This window comes from Chitinophaga sp. SYP-B3965, assembly GCF_009647655.1.
GTDB lineage: Bacteria > Bacteroidota > Bacteroidia > Chitinophagales > Chitinophagaceae > Chitinophaga.
In genome coordinates, this window is the sequence record NZ_WJFD01000001.1 from 537,639 (window position 1) to 552,034 (window position 14,396).

Sequence of the window (14,396 nt, forward strand, 5' to 3'; positions counted from 1 at the left end):
TATGCATTCACACCTGCTGCCTGCGCTGGACGATGGGGCAAAACACCTGGAAGATTCCATTTCGCTGATCCGTCAGCTCTCTGCGTTGGGTTATAAGAAGCTGATCACCACACCACATGTGATCTCCGGCCTCTATTATAATAGTGCGGAAACCATTTTCCCTGCACTGGAAGTACTGAGGGCTGCTGTAGAAAAAGCCGGCATTCCCGTAGAACTGGATGCTGCCGCGGAATACATGATGGATGATTATTTTGAATCATTGCTGGCAGACAAAACACCACTGCTCACCATCAATGGAAAATATATCCTCGTGGAATTTTCCTACATAGCACATCCTCCCAATTACAAGACCATCTTTTTTGACCTGAAAATGGCAGGGTACGAGCCTATCCTGGCACATCCGGAACGATATATGTACCTGCATCAGCAGTTTGATGTGTACAGGGAACTCTTTGAAACGGGCATCCTGTTGCAGGTGAACCTGTTGTCATTAATGGGTTATTATGGAAGCAGGGTGCAGAAAGTGGCGATGCAGTTACTGGAAGAAGGGCTTGTTCATTTTATCGGTTCAGATGTACATCATCAGAAACACGTAGATACAATTTCTGGATTTGAAATGAACCGTTCGCTGGAAAAATTGTTGGATAAGGGGTTGATCAGAAATGAACAATTATGAAGAAATAACGTAATTTTAATAAGCACGTTAACCTGCCAGGGGAAGGGCAGTATTTAGAAACTGAATACATAAACCAAGGGTTGCATAATGAAAGCCTCCACCGGAGCCAATAGTTTTCCTGATACCAAGGGATTAATAGAAGATGTTTTCCATGAGATAAGGTCTATTCTTTCAAGCATTTTATCCAGCGTTGAATTAATTGAACTTTATGGGGAAAGAGCTGTTGCAGGCGATAAGATCGGCCGACAGACAGGGTCTATCAAGTTACAGGTGATAGAGCTGGAATTCCTGTTGCAGAATGTACGGATCATCCAGCACATCTTAAACAAAACGATCACCGTTAAAAGATTGCCTGTCAACGTTTCACACCTGTTCAGGAACCTGCTCAGGGACGACCGGTATGCACCGTTATTTGCACCGTGGGCCAAATTCAACGTGCATAATAACAGGGAGGTAGCGTACGTGGATGAAAACCTGCTGAAACAGCTGGTACTCAACCTGCTGTTCCGTATGCGGAGAAATTCACTGGACAAAACAACTCCCTCCCTGGTATTCAATTTTGAAGCAGATCACATTGTGATCACCGGCACCTATACCGCCAATGCCGGCGACCAGTCCTTTTCCTCCTCCATCAAAACCTTTGAGCCGGGTAACCTGCAAGCCTTTCTGGATCAGCGTATCTGCAGCCTCATCAATTATGTGGCAGAGCTGCATGAAGGCACCTTTGATATCAGTGGCATAGGAGAAGGACAGATAGAAATGCTGGTAAGGATTCCTTATGATGTAGCTTGAACAACCGTGATCTTTATCTGAACATCCCTTGCCGAAAATTGTAAAGGAAGTGCTTCCATACCTGGCACGAAATTAAAGACCCGCTCTAAGACCTTCATCGGGGCATTCGCTTCGATCCTCACAATTCCTCCTTTTTTACGGATCTCTATCTTATTGTCAGACAGGATGCTGACCTTTTCGTCGTTGGTACTAACCACCGGGAGGAAATACGATGCCTGCTCATTTTTAGTGGTAGCATGGATCAGTACGGTATCCTTACTAAATGTATAACTGGTTTCACAGGCCGCAACAGGTGCCGGTGACTGATTTTCATCCACCAGGGAAGAGAGGGTATTAAAAACGATCTGCTCACTTGTTTGTGTTACTGTCACTGTGGCCTTCAGGTCATTCACATTGCGGAAGTTATCTACCTCAAACCTGGGCGTAATGCTCATACTGCGTGGATCTTTATCCGGCTGCATGTTAATGGCTTCCTGCAGCTGGTACCTGTTCATACTGGCCACCAGGATGGTCCCTGCATTTTCATGCCATAAAAGGGACAAAGCGCCGCCACTGGCGTGCCCGCCTTTCATTACATACTCCTGGTCATACCCCGTAACCGTACCACGCCATTTGTTTTTCGCGACCAGCCAGGTATAGATATCCGGAAATGCTTTTACGCCATAAGCGCTTTCCCTGGGTAATCTGGCTGTAGAGGATTTTACCTCTTTGGCAGACATCAGCAGGGTGACCAATGCTTTACTATGCGCCATGGAATGATTCACACAAGGCAGAATGCCATGCTGCACATAATGTGGCCCGCCATGCAGCAGGTCATTATGTGTGCATTGTGCCAGTAACCGGGTATTTCGCAGGGCCACTGTGTAAAAAGCCGGATCCCTGTCCGCCATCAGCCCATAAGCGGGCTGGCAGCCATCGCTGGTTCTGCTGCCCCACCAGGTCCATTTGAAATTCCGGGTGCCCCAGCTATTATCCCATCCGCCGTCCGGCAGCATGAATTCCATGTGCGTTTTCATGGATTGTATCGCTTTGTTCAATACCTCCGTATCATTCATCAGCTTCGCATATAATATCATGGAAGGAAGGGACTCTTCCACATTATACCCAAGATCTACTGCATAACATCCTTTTGCACTGACCATGGGTACTGGTTTTCCTTCTCCGAAGAGGAAATGGTCTTTCGGTGTAAAAGAAGCCATCGCTTCATGCGCCAGTGTTTTTCCTTTTTCTATAAAGTGCGGCTGGTTCAGGTATTTGCCCAGCAGGCACAAAGCATAACTCGCAGAAACAGGGTAATTGATATTGCCGAAGTTGATGCTGAAGGTGTTGTAAACGTATTCCCCTGCTTTCAGCAAACGGACCTTCCATTTTTCGATGGTTTGCTTATCCAGCAGGTGCCCGAAATGAATAAGGGACTCCACCAGCGTAACGGAGGTGAAAACAGTAATGCCTTTCCAGTTGTTCACCTTCGCCTCGTTGATCCAGGAGCCATCCGACTGACTCACCATTTCTTCCATCCAGTCGTACAGGCGGTGTACAGCATCAACGTATTTCTTGTCCCCGGTTTTATCTGCCATGTAGAGCAGGGGATAGATAGCATCCCCGCATCTGCCATGTACAGTATCGCAGGCAGGACACTTAATACCACCATTGTTTTCCTGTAAGGCCAGTAATTTGGCACCCCACTGGCGTACCAGCTTGTCGCTTAAGGTGAGTAATTCATTGTCTGCAGGCATGGCAAATGCCGGTAAATGGGGCAGGAGTAAGCCGGTGCTGCCCAAAGCACTCAATTTGAGAAAGCCTCTTCTGGATGTTGACATGTAATGAAAAGTTTATCGTGGAATGTGGAATGGCTGTAAATGTATAAAAAAAAGGGGCTGTATCAAAAGTATGATACAGCCCCCCAGGGTATTATAAAATTTAAAAAAAAGACACACCCTCTCTTGGGATACAGGGATGCAGGCCAGCTTATTTCCTCTCTGGTATCTTCAAGGTCAGCGGTTTTTCACTCCGCAGCATTTTAGCTGCTTCCCCTGTTAACCAGAGATAATGATCTGATGGCATGCCATCCATATCAATAAAAGCAGTTTTCGTACTCACAGGCGGGTTATTACTGCCTTTGAAGATCGCCGTAGCTTCGTTCACCTCATCAAACATGGCCACGTACAACATGGATGCACCTGCTGTTAAAGAGGTAGCTATCTGTTGCCAGTAGAAACGGCCACCCTGGCGCGGAATAGAACCCACCGGTTTCACATCATCCGGAAACTCATAACGGCTCAGGTTATGCCAGCTAAAACCCGGACAGATACAAGGCACATAATCTACTTTATTATCCCTGCACCAGGCCAGATCATCTATCAGGTTATCCCGGTAGCGATCCATATCATTATGCAGTAAAGGAGAATAACGTTGCACCGTCCATGGCAACACAATGTCACATTTCCTGATCAGCTGATGCAGGTAGGGATCGTTGATGCAATCTGCATTCAGGGTACGCCATGCAGTGGGTACACCCAGCATGATGGAACATCCGCCATACACGGGATCATTCTGCAGGAAATCCATCAGCCTTTCCAAACCAATGTTGCGGATATTATACGGGCGGTCAGGAAAACCAATGCCCCATATCGTTACCAGCGGTTTCCCGTTATGATGCAGATAGGTAGGCTGGTTTGTGGCCTTCAGCTGATCTACCATGTACTTCCAGTCTTCTATCAAAGCAGAACAATCTTCACCGGAACCTTTCAGGCCGGAAAGATCATACATCACGGCAATCGCTCTTTTGTATCTGGTGGCAGCAGCAAAGGCATTCTTCATAATAACACCGGAAATAGAATCCCGGTTTTTGGCATTGTTGAAGAACCGTTGCATGAACACACCATCCACACCATATTCCTGCATCCATTTAAAATGAAGGTCTACCGAACTTTTATCATAAGAGCTGAAGAACTTTGCCGGCTCTCCGTTCTTTAGTTTCCAGGGCGTGTTATATGTTTTCTCATACTCCGTTACGTCCGGCCACATGTCTATGCCGCTGCGGTCTTCATTGCCATAAGCAAAACGCCGGGCATTGGAACCATCTCCTTCCGCACGGAACCATCCCTGGTAGCCTGCCATCACCAGTCCTTTGTAAGTAGGATAACTGGTTTGTTTGCTGTGTTTCAGCTGCGCAAAGAGAACAGTGGATGCAAATAATAATAACGCGGTGAATGTTAGTCTCATATTGATCTGTCTTTTTATCTTACGGGTCTTGTGCTGTTATAAGTACCTTCTCCATGGAACCATTTCACTGCCTGGCCGGTAAGCCACAGGTAATGGTCAGAAGGAAGGTCTGCATCAATGCCAACGAAACGTTTATCAGCATGCAAAGGCAATTCTCCTTCCCGTGCGCATTTATAAATGGCCGTGCCTTCATCTATCTCATCAAACATGGCAACGTACAATGATTTTGCACCGGACAGTTTTGCTCCTGCTACCTGCTTCCAGAGGAAATCTCCTTTCAGGCGGGGGATAGAATTATAGAGGGAAGGATCGTTCCGCAGATTGCCCCAGCTGAAACCGGGAAATACCAGCGGTACATAATCCACTTTATTAGTGGCGCACCATTGAATATCACCTGCCAGTTCTGCGCCCGCTACATTCGTGTAATTATCATTACTGTAACGGCCTACAGCCCATGGCATGATCACGTCTGTTTTTTTAATGAGCGTGTGCAGCGTAGTGGAATTCTCCGTATCATTTTTTAAGGTCCTCCAGAAATAAGGCACGCCTAACATCACAGATACTTTTTTGGTGGGGCCTTTTATCTTATCTACCAGTTTATCTACATCTGAAATAGTATACTTCCGGTTATCATTAAAACCTACGCCCCAGATAACTACCAGCGGTTTTTTATTATGACGCAGGTAAGTGGGGTTCTGCACATTGTCAAACAATTTGAACAGGGTCTGTAATTCATTCCAGTCCTGTTCAAGGTATGCTACATCCTCAGGGGAGCAGCCGCTCAGGTCATACATCACACAAATAGCGCGGGAATATTTCTTCGCCGCTTTCAGTGCATTTTCCAGCACTTTATTAAAATGTCTTTTACCTTTTGGATTAGTGTTTTTGATCTCGCCTACAAAACGTTGCATGAACACACCATCCAGGCCATATTGCTGCATCCATTTGAAATGCAGGTCAATGGTTTCTTCATCATAAGGGCTGTAGAGTTTAGCGTTAGTGCCGTTGGCAAACTGGAAGGGTGAAGGATAGGTCTTTGTATACTCCGTCATGTCCGGCCAGAAATCAATAGTAGAACAGCCGGGTTTGAATCCGCCGCAGCTACCATTCTGAAAATGATACCAGCCTCTTTCGGAAGCATCTCCTTCCGCAGCAAACCATCCCTGGTATCCTGCCATCACTAATCCGTTATAAGATTTGAACAGGCAGCCGGTTTCATCATATACTACTTCCTGCACAGGTGGCGGATCTGGTGGTTCCGGCGGATTGGGCGGACCGCTGGAGGTTTTCTTGGAACAGCTGAGGGTTAAAAAAACAGCTGCTAATATCAGAGCGTACTTTTTCATGAGGGAAATTTAAAATGGGGGCTGATACAACACACAACCAGAACAGTGAAAACGGGTTGTGGTGATCAGCCCCCAATATTTTACAAGTCTATTTTAACCGTCGGTGCATAATTGAACCGCGCTTCTCCAATATCTATCCTGGCGCCTATACGGAAGTAATAGGACTTGCCGGTTTTTAACTGGTCTTTGGTAGGAATATCCATTTCCAGTGTATACGTAGCATTTGGATCCGATACCGCATTGAGATCTCTTTCCGTTTCTGCCTGGCGCATGGGTTCTCCTACACGGAAATCTTCATGTGCATACAGGCCTATTTTATTAACGTTATTGATCACGTTTTGCTGCAGTTTGAAAGTAGCGATCACTTTGGTGCCACTTTTAACAATAGAAGCATTCGTTACACGGATGTACGGTGTTACGTTAAAATCCAGTGTGGTTTGGCCATTGAGCGTTACTTCCTGTGCTTCCAAAGCAATGAAATTTGTCCTTATCGGTTTCACCGTATAAGTAGCGGCAAATAACAGCGTGTTGGAATAAGTACCATCGTTTTTAACGATGAGGTATTGTGGCACTACATAACCTTTCTCCTGGATCTCTATCTGGGTACCCCGGATGATATCCTGTTCCACCAGTGCTTTAGTGGCCACATCAAAGAAGTTGCCTGATAATCCTGCCGTTGGGCCATCGTAATTATCCTTCTTACAGGAAGAGGCCGCCAGTGCAGAGATCAGAAGTATATAACTTAGTTTTTTCATGACGATCAGTTTTACGATTAATACAGCGGGTTTTGAACAAGACCATTTGCACCAATGCCCGGAATAGAACGGTAGTAGGCTTTGGTATCAAATGTCCTGGTGTTGGAGTTTGGTGTATTTACCCGTACAAAGATGTATTTGGCGGGTAAGGTCCTCAGATCCACCAGCGGCAGGAGGCTATGCATAAACCTGTTGTTGAAGGCAGTATGGAATTCCCTTCTGCGCATCAGGTCCCAGAAACGTTTGTTCTCAAAAGCAAGTTCCACCCTTCTTTCCCTTTGTACATTGTCCACAGTTAAAGGAATATCCACTGTATGGCCTGCACGTTTGCGGATATCATTGATAGCTTTGGCTGCATTGGCAGCATTGCCCGTACCACTTTCCACCACTGCTTCCGCATAGTTCAGCAATACTTCTGCATACCTGAATTCTATCCAGTCTGATGTGCTCTGGTTCCATCCGGGAACAATAGGCGTGTTTTGATTCATGAACTTCTTGAACCCGAAGCCTGTGCGGGTATTATTACCGCCATAGGTATCAAAACCGGAATACATGGTAGTGCTGGGCGCGCCGTAAGTATAGTAAGTAGTACCACCTACATCTATCTGATCCTTGGTGCGGATCACAGATGATCCATCTGGTTTGATATAACCAGCCTGTATAATAATGGGTGCTGATTTCCAAACAGTGCCCGGCAGGATAGCAGTACCCCAGAGGCGTGCATCTTTATTTTTAAAGATATCATTAGGTGAATCGAAACGGATGTAATTCAGTGCAGGATTGAAGCCATTATAATCTGTTACGCTGCCTTCCACAGTAGTAACGATGGGCGCATCATGGCCTGGGTTAGTGTAGCTTTCATAAGCATCCACGAGGTCCAGCGTTGGGTTCATCCTGCCCGGGTGAGGCCATCCGTTGGCAACCTGTGCAGGTTGGTACCAGATGTCATAATTATGCCCCTGGTTATTACCAGGTAATGTAAATCCTTTCACCAGGATCGCTTCATTTTCAGCAGCTACTTCAGGGTTCTGGAACAACGCACGGTAGTTTTCTGCAGCAACAGCAGGACTGGCCGGGTTAGGCATATACAGTGAATGTTGGCCGGATGTCATAATCGCTTCAGAAGCAGCGATGCAGGCAGCATAATAACCAGCCGCATCAGCAGCATCTATTCCTACCAGCTTTTGTGTAACTGCATTGCCTGACATGGGCGCCCTGCTGCCAAATTTGGCAATAGAAGCAGCATGTAAAGCAGCACGGGATTTTAAAGCATACGCGGCCCATTTGGAAGCGCGACGGCCTTTTACCGGACCAAGGTTGGCAATCGCCTGATCACATAGCTCCATTACATAATCCCATGTTTCTTTTTCTGTGCTCCGGGGCACCTTCAGATCTTCTACATTACCTGTATATTTCTGGGTGGCTTTAATGAGGGAAACACCACCATATCTTTTCGCCAGACCGAAATAAGCAAATGCTTTAATGAAAGAAGCTTCACCGGTGAGTACTGCTTTTTCATCGTCACGGATAGCCAGGTTGGGAATAGCATCAAACAGGAGGTTCACATCCCGGATCAGCTTATAGCCAGGTTCCCAGTAATGATAATCCCCATCGCCGATAAAATCGCCGAACTCAGAATGCATGGCTTCATCTGCAGACATTGCAGGAGCCCAGCCACCGTTATTAGGATCGCCGCCATTCTGATTGAAGCCTGCACGGAAATAGGCAAAGTCTTCAATAGGCAGCTGATAATACAGGTTAGCCATATACAGCTTAACACCCTGTGGATCTCCGAAGAGGTCTTCTGCTCTGATCTTATCTGTTGGTTGAAGCTCCAGCACGCTGTTGCAGCTGAAGAGCATCATACCCGTAAGGATCAGTAATATTTTTGATTTATAGATTTTCATGACCATGGCTTTAGAAGTTAAGGTTTACACCAACATTATAGTTCTTGGTGAGCGGGTAGTTGAACCCTGCATTGAACAATCCTTCCAGTCTTTCCGGATCAAATGCTTTCACAAAAGAATCTGCCCAGGTGAACAGGTTGAAACCGTTGGCGAAAATGCGGATGCGTTGAATACCGGCAGCCTTGTAGATCCTTGGGCTGATAGTATAACCCAGTTCCACACTTTTCAGCCGCACATAGGAAGCATCTTTTCTCCATACAGAACTTTCTTTATACATACCACCTACATCACCATTAAACCTGCTGGCCGGCCATTTGCCTGCTACCCATGCACTGTTTGGATCATAAGGATCTGCTTTATGCCACCTGTCAAAGAAGTAAGCAGGGGTGTTGCCTCTGAAGGCCAGTACTTCTGCATACACTTCACTAAAGCGAACAGTATACATTGCACTACCCTGGAACAGGAGGTTCACATCCAGCCCTTTCCAGGAACCGCTCAGTGAAAGACCATAGTTGATCTTGGGGTTTTTGCCCTGAGGGTTCAGGTCATTGTTGTTACCATTAGCACCTATCCATAATGGCAATTCATCATTACCATCTATCACGCCATCATTATTCACATCCTTGTATTTGAAATCACCAGGCAGTTCGCGGATGTTAGCAGCTTCCCCGTTTTGCATAGGGTATTTGCTTATTTCTTCCATGGACTGGAACTGGCCCAGGTAGGTATAACCCCACAACACATCATTGTAACGGTTTTCTCTTCCGCTTTTCCACCTGGAGTAGCTGTTAGCCCAGGGGCCCCTTTCTACATACAGCATCATGGTGCGGGAGTAGTTGAAGTTGCCGGAAATATTGTAGGAGAAATCTCCGATCTTGTTATTATGCGTGATCGTGAATTCCAAACCCTGTACACGATCAGAGTTTAAGTTCTCCTGTGGTAAAGTACCGCCGAAGGTATTGGGTAAAGATACATTCCTGTACTCCAGCAAGCCTTCACGGTCTCTGCGGTACACATCAAATTCAATGTTCAGTTTACCGCGGAACAAACCGAGATCGATACCTATATCTGTTACCGTGGAAGTATTCCATTGCAATTGCTCATTTACGATAGCAGGAGAGGCGGCGCCATTGGTTAAGGAACCGTTCTCAAATTCATACCTGCCACCACCACCTGTGGAGAAACCGGCAATGTACTGGAATGGATTTCCTGCATCATTTCCTACCAGACCATAAGAAGCCCTTATTTTAAGGTTGGAAACAACTGGTAATTTTTCTTTCATGAAAGCCTCTTCTGAAATCCTCCAGCCACCCGTCACCACAGGGAAGAAACTCCATCTTTTGCTGGGATGATAACGATAGGAACCATCCTGGCGGAAGGCAAAATCTATCAGGTATTTCCTGTTATAGTCATAACTGAAACGCCCTACATAAGAAAGGTTAGCGCTTTGACCTTCACCACCGTTATTCTCCTGGCCGGTAGTGCTTGCATTACCGATCTGATCGCCAGTGTAGAATTCATAGAGTCTCTTCAGGTAAGCATCCCTGCTCCAGTTCTGCATTTGCTCAAATACGAGGAGGCCGGTAACATTGTGTTTACCAAACGACCTGATGTAGTTGGCCTGCGCCTGCAAAGTGAGCTGGTTATAGTTGCCGTAGTTATTCGTGATAGCAGCGGTACCTCCCCGTTGCGGACTCACCACATACTCATTATTCACATAGGTAAAGAGCTTATAAGGTCTGGACACATCCTTGGCCTGGTAGCTGGTCATATCATACGCACCAGTGGCACGGAGGCTGAGGCCCTCTACAAAAGGCACTGTATAAGTGAGCGCCAGTGTAGATTGTACATTCCTTGTTACCTGCTGGCCATAACCCGTGATATCCTTGTTGGATAAAGTAAGCGGATTCTGATTGGAAGGTGTTACTACCGCAGGGTACTCCGGATTATTATTAGCATACGGTTTTTCTGTAGGCAGCGTTACACGGGTTCCTTTAAAGATGTTAAAGAAGTTCTCACCCGGCACTACTTTTTTATCATACCGTCCTGCAACAAATAATTCTGCTTTCAGGTTCTTGTGGAGTTCCGTGGTAACGTTGCTGCGCAGGTTAAACCTTTTGTAGTTCATGTCATTACTCCTCAGTAAACTACCTTCATCTGCATACGCAAGGCTCATAAAGTATTGCGTTTTTTCTGATCCGCCTGAAGCAGAAAGGTTATGCTGTTGCTGTGTAGCATGGTCCTTCATCGTTACATCGTACCAGTCTGTGCTTTCATAGCCAGGCACGCCGTCTATCCATTTTTGCAGTTCATCTTTAGTAACGGAAGGAGCACCATTCAGCTTGAAGATGTCCGCATCATTACGCATTTGCATGAACTGAGCGGCATTCGCCATTTTAGGCACATCCGTAGGACGCATGAAACCTACCACACCGGTATAGTTGAAACTGGCTTTGCCGGCAGCACCCTTTTTAGTGGTTACGATCACTACCCCGTTGGCAGCGCGTAAACCATAAATAGCGGCAGAGGCATCTTTCAGGAAAGACACACTTTCAATATCATCCGGATTCAGTCTCTGAAATTCACTTCCTCCGTCGCGGGCAATCCCGTCAATAACAAAGAGCGGTGTACCAAAACCACGGATGTTGATCATGTTATCGAAAGTACCGGGCTCACCGCCTAACTGGCGGATCTGCAAACCGGCAACCTTTCCCTGTAATTTTTGTGCTAAGCTGATATTCGTGGTGGTCTGGATGTCTTTAGCCGTGATATTACTTACCGCGCCGGTAAGTGTTTCTTTTCTCCGGGTACCATAACCTACTACCACTACCTGTTCCAATTGTGCATCGGAAGCAGTGAGAGTTACATTAATAGTGGTTCTGCCATCGATCCTTTCGGTGACAGTGTTCATGCCCAGGTAAACAAAAAATACTTCATTGATCGCGGCCGGAACATTCAAAGAATATTCTCCGCGTGTATTGGTGGTAACCCCTGTTCTTTTGCCAGCGGCATCTGTAGTGAATACACTTACACCAGGTAAGGCAGTGCCGTCCTTGGCGTCAGTCACTTTCCCACTGATGGTTTTCTGTTGTGCCAGGGCACAGAGCGGAAAAATGCTGAGCAGCATCAATAGGTAATAGATTTTTTTCATAACGTTAGTGTTTGGTTGAATTATGGTTATTTCACTGTTCTTGGTTACAGTCGCACATACTATGGCGGTAAAAAATGAGAGAAAGGCATAAGTCGTAATTGTAAATTATGATGGATTAATAATTATTTCGCTGACAGTACTTTCGGATCATAGCTCGCATCGGTACCCCATTGCTTATTGGGTTTGGGCCCCATTTCCAGTTCAAGGTGGCCGCCGTTCACCAGTTGTTCGTGGGTGAAGAAAGGCGTGTTCAGTTCCTTGCCGTTCATCTTTGCACTTTGAATATATTTATTGATCACAGATGATCCCTTTGCCGTGATGCGGAATTGTTTACCGTTGGGCAGATCAATGCTCACTTTACTGAACACAGGACTGCTGATGGTGTACACCGGCAAACCGGGTGTAATAGGGTAGAAGCCCATGGCCGTGAACACCACAAAAGCCGTCATGCCACCACCATCTTCATCACCGGGGATACCAAAGATGTTGTCCTTAAACCATACATCTAAAAGAAAACGTGTGCGCTTTTGTGTTTTCCAGGGCGCATCTGTAAAATTGTAGAGATAAGGGATATGAAAACTTGGTTCATTACCCATAGAGAATTGTCCCACTAAACCCGTAGCATCCGGGAAAGTTCCCTGGAAAGCATATTTGGAACGGCCCAGGTCTTCCCGGTACAGTTGATCCAGCTGTGCTTCAAAACCTTTCTTGCCACCCATTAAACTGATGAGGCCCGGAATATCCTGCTGCACCTGCCATTTATAGGTGTACCCGTTATTCTCATCATAGAATTCCCTGCCGCCCATACCGCCGTCAAACTTTGGATCTATATTGATCCAGTTGCCCTGTATATCCTTTGGCATGAACAGTTGTTTTTGCGGATGCCAGAGTGTTTTGTAATTCTGTCCTCTTGGTGCAAACAACTTTGCATCTTCTTTTTTATCCAGGTCAAGGGCCAGTTGGGAAAGTGCCCAGTCGTCGTAACTATTGCCAAGTGTCACCGCTACGGCTTGTCTCTTTTCAAAAGAATGCACCTGCGGAATGGTTTCTTTTTCACCGGGTTTTAAAGAAGGGAAGTATCCTTTGGCATGGTAATGATCATCCAGTGCTGTTTTGGGTCCGTTGGCCCAGGGCAGCATGGTAGCGTCTGTAGCATTCTTACGCATGCCTTCATATGCTTTGGATACATCAAAGTTCTTTATGCCTTTCCGGTAAGCATCCAGGAACACCACAGAAGAATGGAATCCGTTCATGCAGGCATGATCGCCAAACAATACCGGGAAAGTAGGCATCCAGCCGCTTTGCTCGTACATGTGTACATAAGATTGCAGCATGTCTGCTTCCTGCGCCGGGTTCAGGATCATCCGCAGCGGGTGATGGGCCAGGTAAGTATCCCAGGACCAGTCATCTACATAGAACGGGCGGGTGTCTGTATTGATGCGTTTATTATAACCACTGTAATAGCTGCCATCTTCTGAAATATCCACCATCCTTTCATAACATCTGTAGAGGGCAGTATAGAAAGAACGTTTCTGTGCTTCAGTACCGCCTTCTACTTTGATCTGGGAGATCACACCATCCCAGGTCTTCTTACCATCGTCAGACACCTGCTGGAAAGACCGGCCCTTTAATTCTTCAAAGTTCTTCTTTGCCTGTGCGGCACTCACATAGCTGATAGCATACCTGAACTCAATGTTCTTTGTGGAGGAAGGGAAAGTGATGGTTGCCTTCTTGCCCTGGATGCTGTGAGAAGCAGATGCATTGAACACACCATACATATACACCTTAATATCTCCATGATAAGTTTCCAGTCCGGTTATTTCCGTGGCGGAAGGAAATGTATAGGCTGCCTGCCCATTATTATATACATCCAGCAGCAACGTTTGGGTACCGGTAAAACGGAAGATGCCTGCTTTTTTTGCCGGAGTGAACTCCACCGTTATATCATTATCTACGAGATAAGTACTGTAATACCAGGGCTTCAGCACTTCCAGGTCATGATCGTACGTCATTTTACCTGCAGTGGCAATTGGCTTTAAAGCAAACACCTGGCCTAAACGATGTGATACGATCGTCAACGGAAAACTGGCGATCTGATCATCCAGGTAGTCTTTTCGCTGAGGCGCCATCCGGATCACCTGGTTGGGCAACTGGATCGTAGGCCGGGTAGGTTCCAGTAACTGGCCTACATTGCCAATTGTTGGATCTACATAATCTAGTGGTTGTTGTGCAAGCCCAGCCATCGATAAATGGCACGATGCCAGCAGAAGGAATACAGTTTTCTTCATAACCTGGGAATCATTTCTTTTAATAAGTGGAATCTGTATGCAAGAAACTTAGCATGCACTAACAAAACGGTTAATGAAGTAACTAATAGGGAAATTAATTTTCAAAAAGGTTAGATGGCATTGTAATTCAGTTAGTTGTAGAAGATGGATTTTTCACTTACCTGGGAAATTAGTGCATTAATTAATTGAATATAGTTAAGTGTAGCCACTACACCAATGCGTAAAATCTCAAAATATCTTTATCTTGAACCTTCCC

The 14,396-nt window shown here is 46.0% G+C and carries 9 protein-coding genes; 2 read left to right on the forward strand and 7 right to left on the reverse strand.

Features of this window, described 5'->3' with window-relative positions; genetic code table 11:
* Nucleotide 1 precedes the first annotated feature (1 nt).
* Nucleotides 2–676, forward strand: a complete 675-nt coding sequence (locus tag GFS24_RS02085; RefSeq protein WP_153657914.1) for a tyrosine-protein phosphatase — start codon at nt 2–4, stop codon at nt 674–676.
* Between the two features lie 87 nt (nt 677–763).
* Complete coding sequence (locus tag GFS24_RS02090) at nt 764–1,468, forward strand: hypothetical protein (RefSeq protein WP_153657915.1); 705 nt, start codon at nt 764–766, stop codon at nt 1,466–1,468.
* Here the strand turns inward: GFS24_RS02090 and GFS24_RS02095 are convergent.
* The 7 genes from GFS24_RS02095 to GFS24_RS02125 all read right to left on the reverse strand — a co-directional run bounded on the left by GFS24_RS02095 (nt 1,453) and on the right by GFS24_RS02125 (nt 14,140).
* On the reverse strand, nt 1,453–3,288 hold the full coding sequence (locus GFS24_RS02095) for a hypothetical protein (protein ID WP_153657916.1): 1,836 nt from the start codon (nt 3,286–3,288) through the stop codon (nt 1,453–1,455). The genes GFS24_RS02090 and GFS24_RS02095 overlap by 16 nt on opposite strands.
* Nucleotides 3,289–3,436: 148 nt before the next feature.
* The gene (locus GFS24_RS02100) at nt 3,437–4,693 is read right to left on the reverse strand and encodes a glycoside hydrolase family 71/99-like protein (protein WP_153657917.1); all 1,257 of its coding nucleotides are present in this window, start codon (nt 4,691–4,693) and stop codon (nt 3,437–3,439) included.
* 14 nt (nt 4,694–4,707) lie between these two features.
* Nucleotides 4,708–6,039: a glycoside hydrolase family 71/99-like protein gene (locus GFS24_RS02105; protein ID WP_153657918.1), complete on the reverse strand. Its 1,332-nt coding sequence runs from the start codon at nt 6,037–6,039 to the stop codon at nt 4,708–4,710.
* Between the two features lie 80 nt (nt 6,040–6,119).
* On the reverse strand, nt 6,120–6,794 hold the full coding sequence (locus tag GFS24_RS02110; protein ID WP_153657919.1) for a DUF3823 domain-containing protein: 675 nt from the start codon (nt 6,792–6,794) through the stop codon (nt 6,120–6,122).
* Between the two features lie 17 nt (nt 6,795–6,811).
* Nucleotides 6,812–8,701 carry a RagB/SusD family nutrient uptake outer membrane protein gene (locus GFS24_RS02115; protein WP_153657920.1) on the reverse strand — a complete coding sequence of 630 codons (1,890 nt, stop codon included), beginning with the start codon at nt 8,699–8,701 and terminating at the stop codon, nt 6,812–6,814.
* A 10-nt stretch (nt 8,702–8,711) separates the two neighbouring features.
* Entirely contained in the window at nt 8,712–11,852 is a 3,141-nt protein-coding gene (locus tag GFS24_RS02120) for a TonB-dependent receptor (RefSeq protein ID WP_153657921.1), read from the reverse strand.
* 122 nt (nt 11,853–11,974) lie between these two features.
* A complete protein-coding gene (locus GFS24_RS02125; RefSeq protein WP_153657922.1) occupies nt 11,975–14,140 on the reverse strand; it encodes a GH92 family glycosyl hydrolase in 2,166 nt (721 codons plus the stop codon).
* Nucleotides 14,141–14,396: the final 256 nt, after the last annotated feature.